Genomic DNA, 23,867 nt, shown 5'->3' with positions numbered 1-23,867 from the left:
TATTAACCAACCAACACCGATGGGGGAGTTATGCAAACAGATAGCCAGGCCTTGGGGGCCAAAGGCGCCACGTTCAAATGGGTCGTGCCACGGCTGGCACTGATGATGTTCCTGCAATTTTTTGTCTGGGGGGCCTGGTACGTTACGCTTGGCGTGGTGATGGGCAAATACGGCCTGGCGGCGATTATTGGTGATGCCTATTCCACCGGGCCGATCGCCTCCATCCTGTCGCCTTTTGTGCTGGGTATGGTGGTCGATCGCTTCTTTGCCTCGCAAAAAGTATTGGCTGTGTTGCACCTGATTGGGGCAGGCCTGCTGTGGATGATGCCTGGCTTCTTTGCCGAGGGGCAGGGCAGCGGGCTGTTGTGGATCATCTTCGGCTATATGCTGTGCTACATGCCCACCATTGCCCTGAGCAACAACGTGGCATTTTATAGCCTGAGCAACAGCGAGAAAGCCTTCCCGGTCGTGCGGGCGTTCGGCACCTTTGGCTGGATTGTCGCCGGGCTGATCGTCGGCAGCAGTGGCCTGTCGGACAGTACCGATATCTTCACGCTGGCTGCCGTAGCCTCGCTGGTATTGGCGATTTACAGTTTTACGCTGCCGCATACCCCGGCACCGGAACGCGGCAAACCAGTAAAAATGCGCGATCTGCTGTGCGCCGATGCTTTCGCGATGCTCAAGCAGCGCCATTTCCTGGTGTTTATCATCTGCGCCATGCTGATCTCCATCCCGCTGGCGGCGTATTACGCCTATGCCGCGCCGTTCGTTGCCGCGGCTGGTTTCACCAACGTGGGTGGCGTGATGTCGCTGGGGCAAATGTCCGAGCTGTTCTTCATGCTGCTGATCCCGTTCCTGTTTGCCCGGTTGGGGATCAAATACATGCTGATGATCGGCATGCTTTCCTGGTTCCTGCGCTACGTGATGTTCGCTCTGGGCATTACCGAAGAAATGCGCTGGATGATCTACCTCGGCATCATCCTGCATGGCATGTGCTATGACTTCTTCTTCGTTATCGGCTTTATCTATACCGATAAAGTGGCGGGCGACAAGGTAAAAGGCCAGGCACAAAGCCTGCTGGTGCTGTTCACCTACGGCATCGGTATGTTGATTGGTTCGCAGATCAGCGGTGCGCTGTTTAACCATATGGTGACGGCGGAAGGGGCTGCGGCGTTGCCGCAATGGCAACATTTCTGGTGGTATCCAGCCTTCGGCGCATTGGCGATCGCCGCGCTGTTCTTCTTCACCTTCAACTACCGCGATATTCCAGCAGGGGAGAAACGCGATGGCTGATTTGCGGGTGCTGGTGGTGGGCTGCGGCAATATGGGGGCGTCCCATGCCGAGGCCTACCACGCTATGGATGGGGTGACAATCTGCGGGCTGGTGGCACGGGGCGAGTCGCGTGAGCTGCTCAATCAACGTTTGGGGGGCGGTTATCCCACCTTTAGCGACTTTGAGTTGGCGCTGGCGCAAACCCGGCCTGATGCCGTGTGCCTGACCACTTATCCGGACACCCACGAAGCCTACGCCTTGGCGGCGCTGGCGGCGGGATGTCATTTGTTTATCGAAAAGCCGCTCGCTACCACAGTGGCCGGTGCCGAAAGGGTGATTTCCGCTGCCAAGCAGGCACAACGGCAGGTGGTGGTGGGCTATATCCTGCGCCATCATCCCTCCTGGCAGCAGTTTGTGGAGCTCGCTCGGGGTTTGGGTAAGCCTTTGGTGATGCGGATGAACCTCAACCAGCAAAGCCACGGGCAGATGTGGAATGTGCATCGCAACCTGATGCAGTCATTGTCGCCAATCGTCGATTGCGGCGTACATTATCTGGACGTGATGTGCCAGATGGCCCAGGCCGAACCGATCAGCGTGAGCGCAATCGGCGCCCGGCTGAGCGATGACCTGCCGCAGGGGATGTATAACTACGGCCAATTACAGGTGCGGTTTGCCGATGGCTCGGTCGGTTGGTACGAGGCTGGCTGGGGGCCGATGATCAGTGAAACGGCCTACTTTGTGAAAGACGTCATTGGGCCGCGCGGCGCGGTTTCGATCGTGGCTCGTCATCACGAAAGGGCTTCTGACGATGTTGGGGGGCATACCAAAACCGAATCATTGCGGGTGCATTATGCCGATTTGGACGATGAGAACCGCTTTACGCGGCCGGATCGCTGGATCGACTGTCAGGATGAGCCGGACCATTTAGCGCTGTGTCTGAGTGAACAGCGGTACTTTTTACAGGCTATTTGTGAGGGGCTGGATCTCAATCAGCATCTTCAGGATGCGTTGAACAGCTTACGGGTGGTGCTGGCGGCGGACGAGGCGGTACGCAGCCAACGTACGGTGATATTAGGGAGAGAAGCATGAAGACGATGCAGGGGCCGGGATTGTTTCTGGCGCAGTTTATCGCCGAGCAGGCCCCGTTTAATACGCTGGATGGCTTGGCGGAGTGGGCTGCTGGGCTGGGCTTCACCAGCGTCCAGATCCCCACGCTTGAGCCGGCCATTTTCGATTTGGCGCTGGCGGCACGCAGCCAGGAATATTGCGATGAGATCGTCGCCCGGCTTGGGCGGCACGGTATCCGTATCAGCGAGCTGTCGACGCATTTGCAAGGGCAACTGGTCGCCATCCATCCTGCCTACGATCTGGCCTTTGACGGTTTTGCCCCGCCAGAAGTCCGGGGTAAGCCTCAGCAGCGGCAGGCCTGGGCAACGGAACAGTTATTGCTGGCGGCACAGGCATCTCAGCGCTTGGGGCTAACGGCCCATGCGACCTTCTCTGGGGCGTTGGCGTGGCCCTATTTCTATCCCTGGCCGCCGCATAATGCGTTACTGCTGGAGGAGGCCTTCGAACAGTTGGCCAAGCGCTGGCTGCCGATCCTGGACGCCTTCGATCGGGCTGGTGTAGATGTGTGCTATGAGCTACATCCGGGGGAGGATTTACATGACGGCGTGACCTTTGAACGCTTTCTGGCCAAGGTCGGCAACCATCCCCGCTGCCATATTCTCTATGATCCGAGCCATCTGCATTTGCAGCAGATGGACTATCTCGGCTTTATCGATTGTTATCACCCACGTATCCGCGCGTTTCACGTCAAAGATGCCGAGTACCGCCCCAGCGCCCGCAGTGGCGTGTATGGGGGTTACCAGCCGTGGTTGGAAAGACCTGGGCGCTTCCGCTCGTTGGGGGATGGGCAGATCGACTTCCCGGCGATTTTCAGCAAGCTGACGCAGTACGGCTTCCCTGGAGTCGCTACGTTGGAATGGGAGTGCTGCCTTAAGTCGCCGGAGGCGGGGGCACGCGAAGGTGCCGCCTTTATCGCTCGCCATATTATTCCGGTAGCGGAACGGGCCTTTGATGATTTTGCCTCAGTAGATACTGACCGGGCACGAGTCAGAGCCATGCTGGGCGTGGAGGATGCATCATGAGATTGAAGCTGGGAATGGTGGGCGGCGGTGAAGGTGCGTTTATCGGCGCGGTACATCGGTTGGCGGCGCGGATGGATGATGAGTTTGAGCTGGTCGCCGGGGCTTTCTCCTCCGATAGGCAAAACTGTCTGCGCACCGGGGCGTTATTACATCTGCAACCGGATCGCTGCTATGCCGATTTTAACCAGATGGCGCAGGCAGAAGCGGCACGAGAGGATGGGATTGATGTCGTCGCGATCGTGACCCCGAATCATTTGCATGCTCCAGTCGCCAGCGCCTTTCTCAACGCCGGGATTGATGTGATCTGCGATAAGCCGTTATGCACCTCTTATGCCGAGGCTCTGCAACTGGCACAAACGGTGCGCCAAAGCGGCAGACAACTGATCCTGACCCATAACTACAGCGCCTACCCGCTGGTGCGTGAGGCACGTAGCCGGATATTGGCGGGGGAGTTGGGCGAGATCCGCTTCGTCGAGGTGGAATATCTGCAGCAGTGGCTGGCAAAACCGCTGGAGCTGACCGACAACAAGCAGGCCGGTTGGCGTGCGCAGCCGGAAAAAGCTGGATCCGGCTGCATCGGTGACGTAGGTACCCACGCCTGGCAGCTGGCTGAGTTTGTCAGTGGTATGTTGCCTGAGGCGATCAGCGCTGAGCTGACGTCATTCATTGCGGGGCGCAAGCTGGACGACGATGTGCGGGTGCAGATGCGCTATGCCAACGGTGCCAAAGGCCGGCTCTGGGCCAGTCAGGTGGCCTGTGGTCATGAGAATGGGCTGAAGTTACGAGTTTACGGCAGTGAGGGCAGCCTGGAGTTTTGCCAGGAAAACCCGAACCAGCTATGGATACGGCCTTTTGACGCGCCCGCCTATTGCATCACCCGCGCCTCGGCATTTCAGCATGCAGAAAACCGCCTGCTGGCCCGCGTACCCGCAGGACATCCTGAGGGCTATTTAGAAGGGTTTGGCCAGATTTACCGTGAAGCGGCCCGCTGTTTGCGTGATGGTCCTACGGCGGCACCGTTGTTACCAGGGATTGAAACCGGCGTGCAAGGGATGGCATTTATTGATGCCGCTCAGCGCAGTAGCCGTGCGGGAGGAGAGTGGGTGGAGTTGATATCGCCATAAGTAATAAAGAAGATTTTTTTATTCTTTTATTGCCTGGCGCCGCTCAGATAAAACTGTTGGTCACAGCACAGAATTTTATCAACGGAGCGGATCATGGCGAGCAAACTTTTCTCATTACGCAGTGCAGTATTGTTGGCTTTATCGCTCGGTGCGGCCAGTGCCCAGGCAGTGGACGTCACCGTGGCTTACCAGACATCCGCCGAACCCGCCAAGGTGGCGCAGGCGGAAAACAGCTTTGCCAAACAGTCTGGCGCGACCGTTGACTGGCGCAAGTTCGACAGCGGCTCCAGCGTGTTGCGTGCGCTGGCCTCTGGCGACGTGCAGATTGGCAATATAGGCTCCAGCCCGCTGGCCGTGGCCGCCAGCCAGAAGCTCCCTATCGAAGTGTTCCTGATCGCCTCGCAACTGGGCAGTTCCGAAGCGCTGGTGGTGAAAAAGGACATCAAATCTCCCCAGGATCTGATCGGTAAGCGCATTGCGGTACCGTTCATTTCCACCACTCACTACAGCCTGCTGGCCTCCCTGAAACACTGGGGCATCAAACCTGACCAGGTGCAAATTCTCAACCTGCAACCGCCAGCCATTGCGGCGGCCTGGCAGCGTGGGGATATCGACGGGGCTTATGTATGGGCTCCGGTGGTCAATGAACTCGCCAAACAGGGCAAGGTGCTGACCGATTCCGAACAGGTTGGCCAGTGGGGCTCACCAACGCTGGACGTGTGGGTAGTGCGTAAAGACTTTGCCGAGCAGCATCCGGAAGTTGTCACCGCGTTTGCTGCCAGCGCCCTGAAAGCGCAGAAAGCCTATCTGGCACAGCCGGAGCAGTGGCTGAAAGACTCAAGCAATCTCAACTCGCTGGCTCGCCTGAGCGGAGTGCCACCAGAACAGGTGCCGGAACTGGTGAAGGGTAACCGCTACCTGCCGGTCGCCGATCAGATCACTCAACTGGGCCAGCCGGTAGATAAAGCCATTCGCGATACCGCCGAGTTCCTTAAACAACAAGGCAAGATCCCGCAGGTGGACAGTGATTACAGCGCCTATGTGACCGACCGCTTTGTCAAACAGGTGCAGGCTGCGCCGCAGTCGTAAGGGATCCGCCATGCTAAACGTTAACCATCTTTCGGCCGATTATCAGGGGCGTGCGGCGCTGCGCGATGTGTCGTTCCAGATAGCCAAAGGGCAACTGGTGGTGGTGTTGGGGCCTTCTGGCTGCGGCAAGACCACGTTGCTGAATTTGATCGCCGGGTTTATTGAGCCAACGGCAGGCAGCATTACGCTGGATGAAGTCCCCGTCAAAGGCCCGGGGGCCGAGCGGGGCGTGGTCTTCCAGCATGAAGGCTTACTGCCGTGGCGCAACGTGGTGGATAACGTGGAGTTTGGCTTACAGCTGGCCGGTGTGGCCAAGCCGCAACGCCGCAAGGTGGCGCAGCAGATGTTGCAACGCGTTGGGCTGACCGGCTATGAGCAACACTTCATCTGGCAGCTGTCCGGTGGGATGCGTCAGCGGGTGGGTATTGCTCGCGCCTTGGCTGCCGACCCTCGGCTGTTGCTGCTGGATGAGCCTTTCGGGGCACTGGACGCGTTCACTCGCGAACAGATGCAGGAACTGCTGTTGAACATTTGGCGCGATACCGGCAAGCAGGTGCTGCTGATCACCCATGACATCGAAGAAGCGGTGTTCCTGGCCAGCGAGCTGTTACTGCTTTCTCCTGGCCCTGGGCAGGTGGTGGAGCGTTTATCGCTGAATTTTGGCCAGCGCTATGCCGCCGGAGAGGCTTGCCGCTCCATCAAGTCCGATCCTGAGTTTATCGCCCAGCGTGAATACGTGCTGGGCCGGGTGTTCCAACAGCGCGAGGCCTTGCTATGAGCCTGCATTCTGTTCTGAAAGCCGCAGTACCGACAGCGGTGCGCCAATCTCGTTTCACGCTGCCGCGCAGCCTCAAGCTGAGCACGGCAACCTTACTGGTGCTATTGGCTGTTTGGTGGGCGGTAACCGCCTTGCAGCTGATCAGCCCGTTATTTCTGCCCGCGCCGCAGCAGGTCTTGCATCAGTTGGTGGTCATTGCCAGCCCGCAAGGCTTTATGGATGCCACGCTGTGGCAACACCTGGCCGCCAGTCTGGGGCGGATCCTGGTGGCATTACTGGCCGCTGTGGTGATCGGTGTCCCGGTGGGTATTGCGATGGGGCTAAGTGAGACAGTGCGTGGCCTGCTTGATCCCCTGATTGAAATTTATCGCCCGGTACCTCCGCTGGCCTATCTGCCGCTGATGGTGATCTGGTTTGGCATCGGTGAAACCTCGAAAATCCTACTGATCTACCTGGCGATTTTTGCCCCTGTGACGCTTTCGACCGTGGCAGGCGTACGCAGCGTAGCGCAGGTGCGTATTCGTGCCGCGCAGGCTTTGGGAGCCAACCGCTGGCAATTGCTGCGCTTTGTGGTGTTGCCTAGTGCGCTACCGGAAATTTTGACCGGCATCCGTATTGGCCTGGGCGTCGGCTGGTCTACGCTGGTGGCCGCCGAACTGATTGCCGCCACGCGCGGTCTGGGATTTATGGTGCAGTCCGCTGGTGAGTTTCTGGCGACCGACGTGGTGATCGCCGGTATCAGCGTGATTGCGATAATCGCATTTGGTCTGGAGCTGGGGCTACGTGCCTTACAGCGCCGCTTGACCCCCTGGCATGGAGTACAGCAATGAACGAACGTTTAGCAATTACCCCGTTGGGGCCATATATCGGCGCGTTGGTGGAAAACGTCAATCTGGCGCGACCACTGGGCGATGGCCAGTTTGAACAGCTTTACCATGCCTTGCTCAAGCATCAGGTGCTGTTCCTGCGCGATCAGCCAATCACACCGCTACAACAGCGTGAGCTGGCAGGGCGTTTCGGCGATCTGCATATTCACCCGGTGTATCCACATGCTCCCGACGTGGAGGAGATCATTGTGCTGGATACTCATGACGATAACCCGCCGGATAACGACAACTGGCATACCGACGTCACCTTTATCGAAAACCCGCCGCAGGGGGCGATTTTAGCCGCCAAGCAGCTGCCGACGACCGGTGGCGACACGCTGTGGGCTAGCGGGATTGCCGCTTATGAAGCGTTGTCTGGACCCTTTAAACAGTTGTTGGTCGGGTTGCAGGCGGAGCATGATTTCACCAAGTCGTTCCCCGAATATAAACATCGTGGCAGTGAGGAAGAGCATCAGCGCTGGCGGTTGGCCGTGCAGAAAAATCCACCGTTGCTGCATCCAGTGATCCGCACCCATCCGGTGACCGGCAAGCAGGCGCTGTTCGTCAATGAAGGATTTACTACGCGGATTGTCGAGCTGGCGGCGAAGGAGAGTGATGCTCTGCTGAACTTCCTGTTTGCGCATATCACCAAGCCGGAGTTTCAGGTGCGCTGGCGCTGGCAGGCCAACGATATTGCCATCTGGGATAACCGGGTTACGCAGCATTACGCCAACGCGGATTACCTGCCGCAGCGGCGCATTATGCACCGTGCGACCATTCTGGGGGATAAGCCGTTCTATCGCGCCTGAGGATCACTCCACCATCAGGTTTCTGGAAAAGTTTCTCATATCTACCCCCGCTTTCCTGCGGTACAGGCGTGCCTTACGTGCGCCTGTTGCCACTCTCTCGCCGGTTTCCTCAAACATCTCCGAAGCGTCAAAACGCCGCATCAGGCTTTTGCGCTGCACCGTATGCGACAAAATAATCTCAATCACTTCCTGCAACTGGGAAAGCGTGAACTCCGCTGGTAGGCAATAGACCGGCAGCATGGAGTAAGCCGTTTTTTGCCGTAGCCGCTGAAGTGCCGCTTCCACGATCGTTTGATGATCGAAAGCTAGCTGCTGTGTTTGCAGGTTGTCCAACGGTACCCAGGCTACGTCACTCACGTCGATGATATGCGGCTGGCAATCGGCATGGGCGATCAGGGCAAAGTAGACCGTGGTCAGGCTCCAGCCGCGCGGGTCCCTTTCCGGGCCAGAAAAACTGGCCAACTGCGCCAGATAGGGCGGCACCACACCGGTTTTTTCCCTCAGTTTACGTTCGGCCGTCGCTTGCGTGGAGGCGTCGTCCTGCAAATCGATAAACCCGCCGGGCAATCCCCATTGATCGAGAAAAGGGTGATTAGCGCGCTTGGCCAACAGCACACACAGCTTCCCGCCGTGTACGGTAAACAGCACGCTGTCGACGGTGACAAGCGGTGAGGGGAAGAGGCGCGGATCGTAGTTTTTCAGGTACTCGTCTTGCGTGGTCATGCTGGCGCTCGGCTAAAAAGGTCTTTGAGACAATATAACAATAGCTGCCGGCTAATGATAATTATTAAAAGCGTAAATAAACAAATGGTTAAGCGAATTTGCTGCGATTAAGACATTTTTCGCTTGCCAATAAATGTCTCTTGGACAATTATATAAGTGTCCTAGGGACATTAATTGGTGAGGGGGGAAGAATATGAGCGCACAACTGCAGTTGTTTTTGAACGACATTGAAGTGAAGGTAATAACCGGACAGTTTCCCGATGGGGCGGTGTATGCCCGGTTTGCAAAGCCTGAAACAACGGGGGCTTCGCAGATGCGTATTCGTGCCAGCGCCATGTGCAGCATGGATGACTTCATGCTGTTGGCACAGTTGACGCAGGCGGTACGCCACCAGTTCCTGATCAAAGAAAGCCTGCTTGAGCTGCCTTATCTGCCCTATGCCCGCCAAGATCGCCATATGACCTCCGGCGACAGCTTCGCGCTCAAGGTGTTCGGCCAATTACTCAACACCTTGGCGTTTGACCGTGTGACGGTGCTGGATCCACACAGTGAAGTAGCTGCCGCCGTGATCGACAACATGCACATCATTACTCAGCAGCAGTGCATGCAGCACAGCAGCAGACTGGCCAATTTATTAACCCAGCAGCAGCTGTTCCTGATGGCTCCGGATGCCGGAGCGCTGAAAAAAATTCACGCGGTGGCGGCCCACTTTGGCATCGCACAATACGGCATCCTGACCAAACACCGGGACGTGTTCAGCGGCGAACTGACGGGTTTCGAACTGCTGGCTGGCGATGTGCAGGGCAAAGACGTGCTGATTGTGGATGACCTGTGCGACGGTGGCGGCACCTTTATCGGCTCGGCCCAGGTATTGCGTCAGGCGGGGGCGCGTACGGTCAGCCTGTATGTCACCCACGGGGTGTTCTCCAAAGGCACCGCAGCTTTGCTGAACCAAGGCATCGATAACATCTATACCACCACTTCCTATGCTGCGGCGGAACTCGCTGAGCAACGTGTTGAACTGATTGATATTGAATCTATTTATACCCTATGAATTTCAAGCTGCAGCTAGGCGACAAGCTCACCCATCCCCAGGAGCTTACTTTAGTAAGTGACTGGGGTGGGTGAGTGCAGGTAACAACGCTGCAGCTTGAAAGGCGACGGGTATACGCTCACTAAGGAACCGACTATGTTAACTAATCCTATTTTGGCGATTGATGGCTACAAAGTGTCACACCGTGAGCAGTATCCGCTGGGCACCACGCGTATCTACTCCAACTTCACGCCGCGCAGCGATCGGTTCTTTGCTTCCCCGCTGCCGGACGGCCAACTGGTGTTCTTCGGTTTGCAGGGTTTTTTACAGTGGTTCATGGTGGATTTATTTAATCAGCAATTCTTTGCCCAACCGGAAGAGCAGGTGGTAGGGGAATATAAAAAGCTGATGGACAGCTACATTGGTCAGGACCGGGTCTGCGTGGAGCATATTCGCGCGCTGCATCGGTTGGGCTATCTGCCGCTGCATATCAAAGGATTAGATGAAGGCAGCAAGGTGAAGATGAAGGTGCCAGTGCTGACCATCACCAATACGCGTGAGGAGTTCTTCTGGCTGGTCAACTACCTGGAAACGGTGATCTCGGCCGAACTGTGGAAAGCCTCCACCAATGCCACCATTGCCCATCATTATCGCAAGATCTGCCAGATGTGGGCGGCAAAAACCTGTGACGATGTGGCGCATCTGGATTTCCAATGCCACGACTTTTCCTTCCGCGGTATGTCGGGTATGCATGATGTCGCGCAGGCCGGTACCGGGCATTTGCTCAGCTTCAAGGGCACCGACAACATTCCCGCGGTGCTATACGCACAGAAGTATTATCCAACCGCTGAAGACTACTTCGTGGCTGGCAGCATCCCCGCCACCGAGCATAGCGTGATGTGCATGGGTGAGCAGGCAACGGAGATCGAAACGTTCCGCCGCCTGATTGAAGATCTCTATCCGAATGGGTTGGTTTCCATCGTGTCGGATACCTGGGATTACTGGCAGGTGCTGACGGAGTTTACCCGTGAGTTGCACAGCAAAATCATGGCGCGCGATGGCCGAGTGGTCTTCCGCCCAGACAGTGGCGATCCGGTAGCTATTCTTTGTGGAACCGGCGACGACAGCGACCGCAGTGCGCAACGCAGCGCCGAAGAGAAAGGCTCGGTGGAAGTGTTGTGGGAGATCTTTGGCGGCACGGTAAACAGCAAGGGCTACAAAGTGTTGGATCCGCATGTCGGGCTGATTTATGGAGACTCCATCACTTTGGAGCGCGCCCAGGAAATTCTGCAACGTCTGGAGGCGAAAGGTTTTGCCAGCTCTAACGTGGTGTTTGGCGTGGGTTCCTTTACTTATCAGTATAATACCCGCGATACTTTTGGTTTCGCGATGAAGGCCACCTACGGTGAGGTGAACGGAGTGGGGCGCCCCATCTTCAAACAGCCGAAGACCGACAGCGGCCTGAAACAATCTGCACGCGGTTTGTTACGGGTGATCCGCGATGGGGAAGGGGAATATCAACTGCTGGATAATCAGGACTGGCAACAGGAGCAGCAGGGCGAACTGAAAACGCGCTTCCTGGATGGCAAACTCTATAACCAGGAGTCGCTGGAGCAGATCCGTCAGCGCATTGCCTGCCCCTCACCCCAACCCTCTCCCACAGGAAGAGGGAGCTGAATTGAGCTCGTAGGTGATTACGGAGTTAATATTTAACTGGTTGATCTAAAATATTATAACCAGAGTTAAGCTGTAGCACGATAGATCCCCTCTCCCTGTGGGAGAGGGCTAGGGTGAGGGGACGTTAAATCAACTCTCTGCTTCAAACGCCTGGGTCAGATTTTCCAGCTGTTCCTGGGCATCCAGCCAGGTCATTTCCGTTTCTTCCAGAGCGGATTTGGCCTGGCTTTGCTTTTGCAGGCAGGCGGTCAGATCGGCTTTACGGCTGATGTCGTACAGCGCCGAGTCTGCCAGCTGTTCTTCCACCGCGGCCAATTCGGCACCCAGCTTATCCATCTGTTGTTCCAGCTTGGCGATCTGCTTACGCAGTGGTTGGGTTTGCGTACGGAATTCGGCTTCACGGCGCTTTTGGTCTTTACGCGCCTGGGCGCTGTTGCCGTTATCCTGCTTCGGTGCGGCATCCTGTTGCGCCTGCTGCTTTTGCAGATCGCTAAGCCACTGCTGGTAATCGTCCAGATCGCCCTCGAACTGCTCCACCTGGCCATCGTGCACCAGATACAGATCGTCGGTAGTAGAACGCAGCAGGTGGCGATCGTGCGAAACCACCACCAATGCCCCCTCGAAATCGATCAGCGCTTCGGTCAACGCCTGGCGCATATCCAGATCCAGGTGGTTGGTCGGTTCATCGAGCAGCAGCAGGTTAGGGCGCTGCCAGACGATCAGCGCCAGCACCAGCCGTGCCTTTTCACCGCCGGAGAAACGTTCGGTGATTTCGGTGACCTTATCGCCCTGGAAGCCGAAGCCGCCAAGGTAATCGCGTAACTGCTGTTCTAACACGCGAGGGGCGATGCGGCTCAGATGCTGCAGCGGTGACTCATCGGCGCGCAGGAACTCCAACTGATGCTGGGCGAAGTAACCCAGTTTGATGCCCTTTGCCAGTCCGATCTCCCCGCTTAGCGGCTCCAGCGTGCCAGCCAGCATTTTGATCAGCGTTGATTTACCGGCGCCGTTACGCCCCAACAGGCCAATACGTGAACCGGGCACCAGGTTGAGCTTGATTGACTGCAAGATCACTTTGTCGCCATAGCCTGCGCTGACTTTTTCCATCCGCAGCAATGGGTTCGGCAGGCTTTCGGGTTGGCGGAAGCTAAACGTGAACGGGTTATCGACGTGCGCCGGGGCAATCAGCTCCATCCGCTCCAGCATCTTGATGCGGCTCTGGGCCTGTTTGGCCTTGGTGGCTTGAGCACGGAAACGGTCTATATAGCTTTGCAGATGTGCCACTTTTTCCTGTTGGCTCTGATACAGCGACTGCTGCTGTGCCAGTTTGGTGACGCGCTGGCGCTCGAAGGAGGAATAGTTGCCGGTATATTCGTTGATGGTCTCATTTTCGATGTGCAGGATCTTGTCGACGATTGGGTCGAGGAAATCACGGTCATGCGAAATCAGCACCAGGGTGCCCGGATAGCTTTTCAGCCAGCGTTCCAGCCAGATCACTGCATCCAGATCCAGGTGGTTGGTGGGTTCGTCCAGCAACAGCAGATCGGAACGGCAAACCAAAGCCTGTGCCAGGTTAAGGCGCATGCGCCATCCGCCCGAGAAGGCGCGCACCGGGCTTTGCAGCTGTTCATTGGAAAAACCTAAACCGTGCAACAGGCTGGCGGCACGGGAACGGATAGTCCAGGCATCCAGGGCATCGAGCTTGCCGTGCAGCGTGGCTATGGCGTGGCCGTCGTTATTATCGTTTGCCACCTGTAATTCGGCTTCCAACTGGCGGAATTCCCGATCTCCATCGATAACATACTCAATGGCGGGCACGTCCAGTGCCGGTGTTTCCTGATTCACCCAGGCCAGCGCCCAGTTGTTTGGGAAGGTGTAGCTGCCACCGTCTGCGGCGATCTCACCTTTCAACAGGGCCAGCAGCGTAGATTTCCCACAGCCGTTCTTACCCACCAGGCCGACCTTCTGACCTGGATTAACCGTCGCCGTGGCGTTGTCCAACAGGACGCGGGTGCCGCGTCGGATTTGTAGCGAGGAGAAAACAATCATAAAGCGCCGTTTGTTCAGAGTATGTTAAATTGAATTGAGTTTACGTTAACAGGACGCGTAGCAGTCCTATTATTAGTCTTTGCGTTGCATGGTAACGGAAATCCGCCACCCTGACGACGCTTTGGAGGGGAATGATGTCACAGCCGCCGAAGGTTTTGCTGCTGTATGCCCATCCGGAATCCCAGGACTCGGTAGCAAACCGGGTTTTGTTACAACCGGCACAGCAGTTGGAACATGTCACCGTGCACGATTTATACGCGCACTATCCGGATTTCTTTATTGATATCCACCACGAACAACAGCTGCTGCGCGACCATCAGGTCATCGTTTTCCAACACCCCTTATATACCTATAGCTGCCCGGCCTTGCTGAAAGAGTGGCTGGACCGTGTGCTGTCCCGTGGCTTTGCCAGCGGGATGGGCGGCAATGCCCTGGCAGGCAAATACTGGCGTTCGGTGATCACCACCGGGGAGCCGGAGGGCGCCTATCGCACCGGCGGTTACAATCGCTATCCGATCGAGGATATTCTGCGCCCTTTTGAGCTCACCGCGGCCATGTGTCATATGCACTGGCTGACGCCGATCCTCGTCTACTGGGCACGCCGGCAAAAACCGGAAGTGCTGAGCAGCCATGCCAGCGCCTATGGCGATTGGTTGCGTAATCCTTTACCGCACACCGGGAGGCACTGATGGAAGGTTCTGCGCTATTAACCGCCATACTGCTGTTCCTGTTTGCCGCGGTGGTGACAGTACCCATTGCCCGTCGTCTGGGGATCGGGGCCGTTTTAGGCTATCTGATTGCCGGTATCGCCATCGGCCCGTGGGGATTGGGATTCATCCGGGATGTGGATGAAATTCTGCATTTCTCCGAGTTGGGCGTGGTGTTCCTGATGTTTATCATCGGGCTGGAACTGAACCCGGCCAAACTATGGGAACTGCGTCGTTCGATCTTTGGTGTCGGTGCCGGGCAGGTATTGGTCACGGCGGCAGTGCTCGGCGCGCTGCTTTATTTCAGCCATTTCGCCTGGCAGGCGGCGGTGATCGGCGGCATTGGTCTGGCCATGTCATCGACGGCCATGGCGCTGCAGCTGATGCGTGAAAAGGGGATGAACCGCAACGAAGGGGGCCAGTTAGGCTTCTCGGTGCTGCTGTTCCAGGATATGGCGGTGATCCCGGCGTTGGCGTTGATCCCGATCCTGGCCGGTGGCGCAGGCACCAGCGACGATTGGGCGAAAATCGCCATGAAGGTCGCAGCCTTCGGCGGCATGCTGATCGGCGGGCGTTTCCTGTTACGTCCGCTATTTCGTTATATCGCCTCATCTGGGGTGCGTGAAATATTTACCGCCGCCGCGTTGTTGGTGGTGCTGGGGGCTGCGCTGTTTATGGATGCCCTTGGCCTGTCGATGGCATTGGGGACTTTTATCGCCGGGGTGCTGCTGGCAGAGAGCGAATATCGCCATGAGCTGGAAATCGCCATTGAGCCTTTCAAAGGGTTGTTGCTCGGGCTGTTCTTCATCTCGGTAGGCATGGCACTGAATATGGGCGTGTTGTATACCCATCTGCTGGAAGTGCTGTTTGGCGTGGTGATCCTGGTGGCGGTGAAGTCAGGTGTGTTGTACTCGTTGGCGCGTATTTTTGGCCTGCGGCGTTCGGTGCGTCTGCAATTTTCCGGGGTGCTGAGCCAGGGCGGTGAGTTTGCCTTCGTGCTGTTCTCGGCGGCGTCGACGCAGCATATCTTCGACGACGATCAACTGGCCTTGCTGCTGGTCGTGGTGACGCTCTCAATGATGACCACGCCGCTGCTGATGCAGATTATCGATCGCATTCTGGCCCGCCGCTATAACGCCAAAGACGAGGATGAAGAAGCGCCCTATGTGGCAGACGACGATCCGCAGGTGATCATCGTCGGTTTCGGCCGCTTCGGGCAGGTGGTTGGCCGCTTACTGATGGCTAACAAGATGCGTATCACCGTGCTTGAGCGGGATGTTAGCGCGGTTGGCGTATTGCGCCGCTACGGTTATAAGGTTTATTACGGGGATGCCACGGAGCTGGAACTGCTGCGGGCAGCCGGTGCGGCAAAGGCCAAATCTATCGTCATTACCTGTAATGAGCCGGAAGATACCATGGCCATCGTCCATCTGTGCCAGCAGCACTTCCCTAACCTGTCCATTTTGGCGCGGGCGCGGGGGCGTGTGGAAGCGCATGAGTTGCTACAGGCTGGCGTAAAACAGTTTAGCCGGGAGACCTTCTCCAGCGCTCTGGAGCTAGGGCGTAAGGCGTTAACGGAGTTGGGGATGCACCCGCATCAGGCTTATCGCGCTCAGCAGCATTTTCGCCGTCTGGATATGCGCATGCTGCGTGAACTGATGCCTCCGCATCTGGGGGACGTTGCCCAGATTTCCCGCGTGAAAGAAGCCCGGCGCGAGCTGGAAGAACTTTTCCACCGTGAAATGCAAAAAGAAAAACGGCAGTTCGATGGTTGGGATGAATACGAATAATTCGGAGCACAATGATGTCTGCAACACGTAAAAGATTTATCGCCGGGGCGGTTTGCCCAAGCTGTAACGCTATGGATACGCTGGCGGTTTGGCGTGAAGACCAGGTTGAAGTGGTGGAGTGCGTCAAGTGTGGCCACCATCAGCGTCAGACCGAGCAACAGGTGGAAAAACACGTTCGCCCGCACGAGCAGGTGATCGGTATTTTTCATCCGGAGTAGCGTTATCTGCCGTGATTTTTTATGCTGAAGGGTACAGCGCTGGAGATTTCCGCTACAATCTCCACCGATTTAGTTTCCAACGGTAGGAGATATCATGAAAGTAACAAAAGACTTGGTGGTCAGCCTGGCTTACCAAGTACGTACAGAAGACGGTGTTTTGGTTGATGAGTCTCCGGTGAGTGCACCGTTGGACTATCTGCACGGGCATGGTTCTCTGATCGCAGGTCTGGAAAAAGCACTCGAAGGTCACGAAGCTGGTGATCGTTTCGACGTTCATGTCGCCGCTAACGAAGCTTACGGCAACTACGATGAAAACCTGGTGCAGCGCGTTCCTAAAGACGTCTTTATGGGCGTTGATGAACTGCAGGTAGGCATGCGCTTCCTGGCTGATACCGATCAGGGTCCGGTTCCGGTTGAAATCACCGAAGTTGATGGTGACCACGTAGTGGTTGATGGTAACCACATGCTGGCTGGCCAAGACCTGAACTTCCACGTAGAAGTTGTGGCGCTGCGTGAAGCGACCGAAGAAGAACTGGCCCACGGCCACGTTCACGGTGAGCACGATCATCACCACGAACACGGTGACGGCTGCTGCGGCGGTCATGGCCACGATCACGACCACGATCATGACCACGGCAAGAAAGGCGGCTGTGGTGGCAACGGTGGTTGCGGCTGCCACTAATCCTGGTGCTGTAACTGCAACAAAAGGTCGCTTCGGCGACCTTTTTTAGTAATGCGGGGGCGGCGTCTCTTCTGACTGCGAGGCGATCATCGAAGGTTGGCTGGCGCGCAGTTTGTCGGTCAGCAGGCGCAGATGCTCTTGTATCTTCAGCATTTCAAGCTGATGCTGCACCACGGTTTGATTGAGTTCTTCAATCGTCACTTCCTGAAAGGCCTGGCGGCTTTCCATCTCTTCCAACCGCAGCAGCAGGTTCTCGTAGTTTTTTTCGTGCATGATGTTACCTCTGGCACTGTTAAATCCGGGATTCTGACACTATGTTATCAGTAGCGGTCGGCTTTGTGCCTGCCAATTTCGGCAAGCGGTTTTTCACTGCCGCAGATCTGGCAATTCAATCCGCAAAGTAGTTAAATAAAATCGTTAATTATCAATGCTATTTTTATTTTTCTTGAACTTTGCTACCAAGATGAGGTCACATCTTGACTCGATTGGTTACCTGTGTGACTGTTTTGTTTTGTTTCAGGCAGCTATAGTAGCCCGGTTAACTTACTTAATGATGGTTTGAGGCACCGCTTCAGACACTGGAGAAATGGATGAAATCTTTGTTTAAAGTCACGCTTCTGGCAACCACTATGGCTCTTGCTCTGAATGCGACCCAAGTTATGGCAGCCGATGCGGCCAAACCTGCTGATGCGGCTACCGTTACCACGACCGGTGAGGTTGCGCCTGCTGCTGAAGCGGCTAAACCTGCAGAAGCACCAAGCACCGGCAAGTTCAAGAATGACGATGAGCAGGTAGCTTACGCACTGGGTGTGCAACTTGGCCGCTACATGGAAAACTCGCTGGATGAACAGGAAAAACTGGGCATCAAGCTGGACAAAGATGTGATGCTCGGGGCTGTTAAGGACGCGTTTGCCAAGCAGAGCAAGCTGAATGACTCTGACATCGAAAAAACCCTGCAAGGTTTTGAAGTGCGCGTGAAGGCTTCCGCTCAGGCGAAGATGGAGCAGGACGCGAAAGAAAACGAAGCGAAAGGCGCTAAATACGCTGAAACCTTCGCCAAAGAAAAAGGCGCGAAGAAAACCGAATCTGGTCTGCTGTACAAAGTAGAGAAAGAAGGGACCGGTGAAGCACCGAAAGACAGCGATACCGTAGTGGTAAACTACAAAGGTACCCTGACCGACGGCACCGTGTTTGACAACTCCTACGATCGCGGCGAGCCATTGTCATTCCGTCTGGACGGCGTGATCCCAGGCTGGACCGAAGGCCTGAAGCACATCAAGAAAGGCGGCAAGATCAAGCTGGTTATCCCACCGGCACTGGCCTACGGTAAAAATGGCGTTCCAGGGATCCCTGCCAACTCCACGCTGGTGTTTGATGTTGAACTGCTGGATGTGAAACCGGCAGCCAAGGCTGACGACAAAACAGAAAAAGCGGCTGACGAAGCTGCTGCAGACGCTAAAGCCAAATAAGTCTGAGATTTTCCCAACCGCCGCGAACGTTCTTCGCGGCGGTTTTCATTTCTGCGCTACCAAGAATGCAAAATATCCTGCAACTTTACTCCCTGCCTTTACTGATCGCTTGACGCCTGCCGGGCATCGGGCTTAACGTCAATATCACGCGCAAATGTAAGAACCAGCATCTGACCGTTTTGCTAGACTCTGGGTCTGAACTTATGAATCATGCGCCTGCCCCTTAGGGCGTGTACCTAAAACTGCTCTCGGCAGCGATTGTCTCTTGCGCGAGCCGTTTTAGTTGCGTCCCCTGGCACAGGCGATCTATGTAGGTGGTATCTTCGATGTCAAATTCGCTTTTATCCAGCGAAGCCAGCGAACTTGATTTGCTGAATGAGCGTCCGTTTAGTCAGACGGACCATGAAATCCTGAAGTCGTATGAAGTCGTGGTCGACGGGCTGGCGATGCTGATTGGTGGGCACTGCGAAATCGTGCTGCACTCCCTGGAGGATCTGAAATGCTCCGCCGTGCGTATCGCCAATGGTGAACACACCGGGCGTAAAATCGGTTCGCCGATCACCGATCTGGCACTGCGTATGCTGCACGATATGGCGGGCGATGATAGCAGCGTCTCCAAAGCCTATTTCACCCGGGCCAAAAGTGGCGTGTTGATGAAGTCGGTGACGATTGCCATCCGCAATCGCGAACAGCGGGTGATCGGCCTGCTGTGTATCAACATGAACCTCGATGTGCCGTTCTCGCAGATCATCCAGACCTTTATGCCGCCGGAAACGCAGGAGGTGGCTTCCTCTGTCAACTTCGCCTCCTCGGTTGACGATCTGGTGGCGCAGACGTTGGAGTTCACCATCGAAGAGGTGAATGCCGATCGCAACGTGTCCAATAACGCCAAAAATCGCCAGATCGTTCTCAACCTGTATGAGAAAGGCATTTTTGATATCAAGGACGCGATCAATCAGGTTGCCGATCGTCTGAATATCTCCAAACATACCGTTTACCTGTATATCCGCCAGTTCAAGAGTGGCGATCTGCTGGGCAATGAGCGCTGATGCTTAACTACTGCCTATTGGTCACCGGCCCGGCTTATGGCACTCAGCAAGCTAGCAGCGCCTGGCAGTTCGCCCAGGCCCTGTTGGCGGCTGGCCACCGCATTACCAGCGTCTTTTTCTATCGTGAAGGGGTGCAGAATGCTAACCAGCTATCATCTCCGGCCAGCGATGAGTTCGATCTGGTTCGGGCGTGGGCGGCTCTGGCGCAGCAACATGGCGTGGAGCTTAATGTCTGTGTGGCGGCAGCTTTGCGCCGTGGCGTGACCGATGAGCAAGAAGCCGCACAGTTGGCGTTGGCGGCCGCTAACCTGCAACCGGGGTTTACCCTCAGCGGTTTGGGCTCATTGGCAGAAGCGGCGCTGAGCAACGATCGCCTGGTACAGTTTTAAGTGAGCAGAATGAAGCAAGTTGCGTTTGTATTTACCCAAGGGCCACATGGCAGTGCAATTGGTCGGGAAGGGCTGGATGCGGTACTGGCGACGTCGGCACTGAGCGAGGATATCGGCGTATTTTTTGTCGGCGATGGCGTGTTGCAACTGCTGCCAGGTCAACAACCCGAAAAGATCCTGGCCCGCAATTACATCGCCACCTTTGGCGTATTGCCGCTGTATGACGTTGAAAACTGTTATCTCTGCGCAACGGCCATCCAGGAGCGCGGCCTGCAACAGGTCACCGACTGGGTGCTGAAGGCCGAAATTCTGCCGCCAGATACTCTGCGCCAGAAACTGGCTGCTTATGATGTGGTCATGACTTTCTAGGAAATTTTGATGCTGTATACCCTCAGCCATTCCCCAACCCGTTGCGACCTGCCTGCGTTGTTAAGACTCACCAGAGAAGGTGATGCCCTGCTGTTACTGCAAGACGGCGTACTGGCCGGCCTGGCCGGTAGCGCCAGCCTTGATTTATTGCTCAATGCCCCCATATCCCTTTATGCGCTGCAGGACGATCTGGATGCCAGAGGCCTGTCTGGTCATTTTTCACCCAAAATCACGCTAATCGGTTATACTGACTTCGTTGTGTTAACCGAGAAACACCACAGCCAAATGGCATGGTAATGCGTGCAATGTTGTATATTTCTTGACACCTCTACCAGTCAGCCATAAAATTCTGCGTCCTCGTACTGTGCCAATAGTGCATACGGGGGATTTATCACATGTTTACGAAGCAAAAAACGAAGCAAAACCCAGGAGCTTTTTTTAATGACTACGATTAATCAGCTGGTTCGCAAACCACGCTCTGTGAAGGCTGCTAAAAGCAACGTTCCAGCGCTGGAAGCTTGCCCGCAGAAACGTGGCGTATGTACTCGCGTATATACTACCACCCCGAAAAAACCAAACTCCGCACTGCGTAAAGTTTGCCGTGTGCGTTTGACTAACGGTTTCGAAGTGAGTTCTTACATCGGTGGCGAAGGCCACAACCTGCAGGAACACTCCGTAATCCTGATCCGTGGCGGTCGTGTTAAAGACTTGCCAGGTGTGCGTTACCACACCGTCCGTGGTGCACTTGACTGCTCCGGCGTTAAAGACCGTAAGCAAGCTCGTTCCAAGTACGGCGTGAAGAAGCCAAAGGCTTAATGGTTCTCCGTTAAGTAAGGCCAAACATTTTAATGTCAAAATAAACTCGTAGAGTTTTGGACAATCCTGAAATTTTCAACGGAGTATTTCCATGCCACGTCGTCGCGTAATAGGCCAACGTAAAATCCTGCCAGATCCTAAGTTCGGATCCGAGCTGTTGGCTAAATTTGTAAACATTCTGATGGTAGATGGCAAGAAATCTACTGCAGAAGCAATCGTCTATACCGCGCTGGAGACCCTGGCTCAGCGTTCTGGTAAAGGTCACCTGGAAGCTTTCGAAGTCGCTCTCGACAACGTGCGCCCGACTGTAGAAGTTAAGTCTCGCCGCGTTGGTGGTTCTACTTACCAGGTACCAGTTGAAGTTCGTCCGGTTCGTCGTAATGCCCTGGCAATGCGTTGGATCGTTGATGCCGCTCGTAAACGTGGTGATAAATCCATGGCTCTGCGCCTGGCGAACGAACTGTCTGATGCAGCAGAGAACAAAGGTTCTGCTGTTAAGAAGCGTGAAGACGTTCACCGTATGGCAGAAGCCAACAAGGCGTTCGCCCACTACCGCTGGTAATCCATGCAGTAGTTTTGCTAACCAAGTGGGCGCTTCAAGAAGCCAACCCGCTTGGTTTCACCGAACCGCCTAAGGCAATAGAGGAATCAAATGGCTCGTACAACACCCATTGAGCGCTACCGTAATATCGGTATCAGTGCTCACATCGACGCCGGTAAGACCACAACTACCGAACGTATCCTGTTCTACACCGGTGTAAACCACAAAATCGGTGAAGTTCATGACGGCGCCGCCACCATGGACTGGATGGAACAAGAGCAGGAGCGTGGTATTACCATTACTTCTGCAGCGACAACTGCTTTCTGGTCTGGTATGGCCAAGCAGTTTGAGCCGCACCGTGTAAACATCATCGACACCCCAGGGCACGTTGACTTCACCATCGAAGTAGAACGTTCCATGCGTGTGCTTGATGGCGCGGTAATGGTTTACTGTGCTGTTGGTGGTGTTCAGCCACAGTCTGAAACCGTATGGCGTCAGGCTAACAAATACAAAGTGCCACGCATCGCGTTCGTTAACAAAATGGACCGTATGGGTGCCAACTTCCTGAAAGTTGTTGGTCAGCTTAAATCTCGTCTGGGCGCAAACCCTGTTCCATTGCAGCTGGCAATTGGCGCAGAAGAGAAATTCACCGGTGTTGTTGACCTGGTGAAAATGAAAGCCATCAACTGGAACGAAGCTGATGCAGGCGTGACCTTCGAATACGAAGAGATCCCAGCTGACATGCAAGAACTGGCTGCTGAATGGCACCAGAATCTGGTTGAGTCTGCTGCTGAAGCCTCTGATGAGCTGATGGACAAATACCTGGGCGGCGAAGAGCTGACCGAGGAAGAAATCAAGAAAGCTCTGCGTCAGCGCGTGCTGAACAACGAAGTGATTCTGGTAACCTGTGGTTCTGCCTTTAAAAACAAAGGCGTGCAGGCAATGCTGGATGCGGTTATCGAATACCTGCCAGCACCAAATGACGTTGAAGCTATCAACGGTATTCTGGACGACGGTAAAGATACCCCGGCTGTACGTCATTCTGACGACTCCGAGCCGTTCTCTGCACTGGCGTTCAAAATCGCTACCGACCCATTCGTGGGTAACCTGACGTTCTTCCGTGTGTACTCTGGCGTTGTTAACTCCGGTGACACCGTTCTGAACTCCGTGAAGGCCGCGCGTGAGCGTCTGGGCCGTATCGTTCAGATGCACGCTAACAAGCGTGAAGAGATTAAAGAAGTTCGTGCAGGCGACATCGCTGCGGCAATCGGTCTGAAAGACGTAACTACCGGTGATACGCTGTGTGATCCTGCTAGCCCGATCATTCTTGAGCGTATGGAGTTCCCTGAGCCGGTAATCTCCGTAGCGGTAGAACCAAAAACCAAAGCTGACCAGGAAAAAATGGGTCTGGCTCTGGGCCGTCTGGCGAAGGAAGATCCATCATTCCGCGTATGGACTGACGAAGAATCAGGTCAGACCATCATCGCAGGTATGGGTGAACTTCACCTGGATATCCTGGTTGACCGTATGCGTCGTGAATTTAACGTTGAAGCGAACGTGGGTAAACCACAGGTTGCTTACCGTGAAGCGATTCGCGCGAAAGTTACTGACATCGAAGGTAAACACGCCAAGCAGTCTGGTGGTCGTGGTCAGTATGGTCATGTTGTTATCGACATGTACCCACTGGAGCCGGGCTCAAATCCGAAAGGCTACGAGTTCATCAATGACATTAAAGGTGGTGTGATCCCAACGGAATACATCCCTGCCATTGATAAAGGTCTTCAGGAGCAACTTAAGTCTGGTCCACTGGCCGGTTATCCGGTAGTTGATCTCGGTGTGCGTCTGCATTTCGGTTCTTTCCACGATGTTGACTCCTCCGAATTGGCGTTTAAACTGGCCGCGTCTATCGCCTTTAAAGATGGCTTTAAGAAAGCAAAACCTGTTTTGCTTGAGCCTATCATGAAGGTTGAAGTTGAAACGCCGGAAGAGAACACTGGTGACGTCATCGGTGACCTTAGCCGTCGTCGTGGTCAACTGAAAGGTCAGGAATCCAACGCTACTGGCGTTCAGATTCACGCTGAAGTTCCGTTGTCCGAGATGTTTGGATACGCAACTCAACTGCGTTCTCTGACCAAAGGCCGTGCTTCTTACTCCATGGAGTTCCTGAAGTACGATGATGCGCCGAACAACGTCGCTCAGGCCGTTATTGAAGCCCGTGGTAAATAAGCTTTCGGGTTTAACACATTGATCAGTGCTCCCTCCATGA

At 55.3% G+C, this 23,867-nt stretch carries 25 protein-coding genes; 22 read left to right on the top strand and 3 right to left on the bottom strand.

All coding sequences use genetic code 11. The features are described from left to right. The first annotated feature begins 30 nt into the window (after nucleotides 1-30). From WN53_RS05990 to tauD, 8 genes are all read left to right on the top strand, one after another. The gene (locus tag WN53_RS05990) at nucleotides 31-1,293 is read left to right on the top strand and encodes an MFS transporter (protein WP_024482708.1); all 1,263 of its coding nucleotides are present in this window, start codon (nucleotides 31-33) and stop codon (nucleotides 1,291-1,293) included. Continuing rightward, a complete protein-coding gene (locus WN53_RS05985) occupies nucleotides 1,286-2,362 on the top strand; it encodes a Gfo/Idh/MocA family protein (RefSeq protein ID WP_024482707.1) in 1,077 nt (358 codons plus the stop codon). Before WN53_RS05990 ends, WN53_RS05985 begins: the two co-directional genes overlap by 8 nt. After that, complete coding sequence (locus tag WN53_RS05980; protein ID WP_024482706.1) at nucleotides 2,359-3,423, top strand: sugar phosphate isomerase/epimerase family protein; 1,065 nt, start codon at nucleotides 2,359-2,361, stop codon at nucleotides 3,421-3,423. Before WN53_RS05985 ends, WN53_RS05980 begins: the two co-directional genes overlap by 4 nt. Continuing rightward, nucleotides 3,420-4,547 (top strand): Gfo/Idh/MocA family protein, encoded by a 1,128-nt coding sequence (locus WN53_RS05975; RefSeq protein WP_024482705.1) that lies wholly within the window; start codon nucleotides 3,420-3,422, stop codon nucleotides 4,545-4,547. Before WN53_RS05980 ends, WN53_RS05975 begins: the two co-directional genes overlap by 4 nt. 93 nt (nucleotides 4,548-4,640) lie before the next feature. Further along, nucleotides 4,641-5,636, top strand: coding sequence for a taurine ABC transporter substrate-binding protein (gene tauA, locus WN53_RS05970; RefSeq protein WP_024482704.1), 996 nt, complete (start codon nucleotides 4,641-4,643; stop codon nucleotides 5,634-5,636). A gap of 10 nt (nucleotides 5,637-5,646) precedes the next feature. Further along, a complete protein-coding gene (gene tauB / locus WN53_RS05965; RefSeq protein WP_024482703.1) occupies nucleotides 5,647-6,414 on the top strand; it encodes a taurine ABC transporter ATP-binding subunit in 768 nt (255 codons plus the stop codon). Next, entirely contained in the window at nucleotides 6,411-7,244 is an 834-nt protein-coding gene (gene tauC, locus WN53_RS05960; RefSeq protein ID WP_024482702.1) for a taurine ABC transporter permease TauC, read from the top strand. Before tauB ends, tauC begins: the two co-directional genes overlap by 4 nt. Then, nucleotides 7,241-8,089 carry a taurine dioxygenase gene (gene tauD, locus WN53_RS05955; protein ID WP_024482701.1) on the top strand — a complete coding sequence of 283 codons (849 nt, stop codon included), beginning with the start codon at nucleotides 7,241-7,243 and terminating at the stop codon, nucleotides 8,087-8,089. The genes tauC and tauD overlap by 4 nt, the downstream gene beginning before the upstream one ends. A gap of 3 nt (nucleotides 8,090-8,092) precedes the next feature. On the opposite strand, the gene WN53_RS05950 is transcribed toward tauD, so the two are convergent. Further along, the gene (locus tag WN53_RS05950; protein WP_024482700.1) at nucleotides 8,093-8,812 is read right to left on the bottom strand and encodes an NUDIX hydrolase; all 720 of its coding nucleotides are present in this window, start codon (nucleotides 8,810-8,812) and stop codon (nucleotides 8,093-8,095) included. A 193-nt stretch (nucleotides 8,813-9,005) separates the two neighbouring features. On the opposite strand from WN53_RS05950, the gene prs reads away from it, so the two are divergent. Together prs and WN53_RS05940 are read left to right on the top strand one after the other, a co-directional pair. Continuing rightward, nucleotides 9,006-9,866 carry a ribose-phosphate diphosphokinase gene (prs, locus tag WN53_RS05945; protein ID WP_024482699.1) on the top strand — a complete coding sequence of 287 codons (861 nt, stop codon included), beginning with the start codon at nucleotides 9,006-9,008 and terminating at the stop codon, nucleotides 9,864-9,866. A 135-nt stretch (nucleotides 9,867-10,001) separates the two neighbouring features. Then, entirely contained in the window at nucleotides 10,002-11,522 is a 1,521-nt protein-coding gene (locus WN53_RS05940; protein ID WP_024482698.1) for a nicotinate phosphoribosyltransferase, read from the top strand. Between the two features lie 129 nt (nucleotides 11,523-11,651). Here the strand turns inward: WN53_RS05940 and WN53_RS05935 are convergent, their stop codons facing one another. After that, nucleotides 11,652-13,571 carry an ABC transporter ATP-binding protein gene (locus WN53_RS05935; protein WP_024482697.1) on the bottom strand — a complete coding sequence of 640 codons (1,920 nt, stop codon included), beginning with the start codon at nucleotides 13,569-13,571 and terminating at the stop codon, nucleotides 11,652-11,654. Nucleotides 13,572-13,705: 134 nt separating this feature from the next. Here WN53_RS05935 and kefG point away from each other — a divergent pair, with 134 nt between their 5' ends. The 4 genes from kefG to slyD all read left to right on the top strand — a co-directional run bounded on the left by kefG (nucleotide 13,706) and on the right by slyD (nucleotide 16,968). Next, nucleotides 13,706-14,260 carry a glutathione-regulated potassium-efflux system ancillary protein KefG gene (kefG, locus tag WN53_RS05930; RefSeq protein WP_024482696.1) on the top strand — a complete coding sequence of 185 codons (555 nt, stop codon included), beginning with the start codon at nucleotides 13,706-13,708 and terminating at the stop codon, nucleotides 14,258-14,260. Next, nucleotides 14,260-16,068, top strand: coding sequence for a glutathione-regulated potassium-efflux system protein KefB (gene kefB / locus WN53_RS05925; RefSeq protein ID WP_024482695.1), 1,809 nt, complete (start codon nucleotides 14,260-14,262; stop codon nucleotides 16,066-16,068). Before kefG ends, kefB begins: the two co-directional genes overlap by 1 nt. Nucleotides 16,069-16,082: 14 nt before the next feature. Continuing rightward, nucleotides 16,083-16,286 (top strand): YheV family putative zinc ribbon protein, encoded by a 204-nt coding sequence (locus WN53_RS05920; RefSeq protein ID WP_037411205.1) that lies wholly within the window; start codon nucleotides 16,083-16,085, stop codon nucleotides 16,284-16,286. A 94-nt stretch (nucleotides 16,287-16,380) separates the two neighbouring features. Further along, nucleotides 16,381-16,968: a peptidylprolyl isomerase gene (gene slyD / locus WN53_RS05915; protein WP_021181645.1), complete on the top strand. Its 588-nt coding sequence runs from the start codon at nucleotides 16,381-16,383 to the stop codon at nucleotides 16,966-16,968. Between the two features lie 45 nt (nucleotides 16,969-17,013). Here the strand turns inward: slyD and WN53_RS05910 are convergent, their stop codons facing one another. Next, nucleotides 17,014-17,241: a SlyX family protein gene (locus WN53_RS05910; protein WP_024482693.1), complete on the bottom strand. Its 228-nt coding sequence runs from the start codon at nucleotides 17,239-17,241 to the stop codon at nucleotides 17,014-17,016. 317 nt (nucleotides 17,242-17,558) lie between these two features. Here WN53_RS05910 and fkpA point away from each other — a divergent pair, with 317 nt between their 5' ends. The 8 genes from fkpA (at nucleotide 17,559) to fusA (ending at nucleotide 23,827) form a co-directional block, all read left to right on the top strand. After that, nucleotides 17,559-18,437 carry an FKBP-type peptidyl-prolyl cis-trans isomerase gene (fkpA, locus tag WN53_RS05905; RefSeq protein ID WP_024482692.1) on the top strand — a complete coding sequence of 293 codons (879 nt, stop codon included), beginning with the start codon at nucleotides 17,559-17,561 and terminating at the stop codon, nucleotides 18,435-18,437. 326 nt (nucleotides 18,438-18,763) lie between these two features. Next, nucleotides 18,764-19,486 (top strand): helix-turn-helix transcriptional regulator, encoded by a 723-nt coding sequence (locus WN53_RS05900; RefSeq protein ID WP_024482691.1) that lies wholly within the window; start codon nucleotides 18,764-18,766, stop codon nucleotides 19,484-19,486. Further along, entirely contained in the window at nucleotides 19,486-19,875 is a 390-nt protein-coding gene (tusD, locus tag WN53_RS05895) for a sulfurtransferase complex subunit TusD (protein ID WP_037411203.1), read from the top strand. Before WN53_RS05900 ends, tusD begins: the two co-directional genes overlap by 1 nt. Nucleotides 19,876-19,884: 9 nt before the next feature. Next, nucleotides 19,885-20,244 (top strand): sulfurtransferase complex subunit TusC, encoded by a 360-nt coding sequence (gene tusC / locus WN53_RS05890; protein ID WP_024482689.1) that lies wholly within the window; start codon nucleotides 19,885-19,887, stop codon nucleotides 20,242-20,244. A gap of 9 nt (nucleotides 20,245-20,253) precedes the next feature. Further along, the gene (gene tusB, locus WN53_RS05885) at nucleotides 20,254-20,541 is read left to right on the top strand and encodes a sulfurtransferase complex subunit TusB (RefSeq protein WP_024482688.1); all 288 of its coding nucleotides are present in this window, start codon (nucleotides 20,254-20,256) and stop codon (nucleotides 20,539-20,541) included. 144 nt (nucleotides 20,542-20,685) lie between these two features. Beyond that, entirely contained in the window at nucleotides 20,686-21,060 is a 375-nt protein-coding gene (rpsL, locus tag WN53_RS05880) for a 30S ribosomal protein S12 (RefSeq protein ID WP_021181638.1), read from the top strand. Between the two features lie 91 nt (nucleotides 21,061-21,151). Next, nucleotides 21,152-21,622 (top strand): 30S ribosomal protein S7, encoded by a 471-nt coding sequence (gene rpsG, locus WN53_RS05875; RefSeq protein ID WP_021181637.1) that lies wholly within the window; start codon nucleotides 21,152-21,154, stop codon nucleotides 21,620-21,622. Between the two features lie 90 nt (nucleotides 21,623-21,712). Continuing rightward, nucleotides 21,713-23,827 carry an elongation factor G gene (fusA, locus tag WN53_RS05870; RefSeq protein ID WP_021181636.1) on the top strand — a complete coding sequence of 705 codons (2,115 nt, stop codon included), beginning with the start codon at nucleotides 21,713-21,715 and terminating at the stop codon, nucleotides 23,825-23,827. Nucleotides 23,828-23,867 lie beyond the last annotated feature (40 nt).

This window comes from Serratia fonticola (genome assembly GCF_001006005.1).
GTDB classification, from domain to species: domain Bacteria; phylum Pseudomonadota; class Gammaproteobacteria; order Enterobacterales; family Enterobacteriaceae; genus Chania; species Chania fonticola.
Note: the sequence above shows the minus strand (reverse complement) of the source record. Positions and strands in the feature narration are given on the sequence as shown.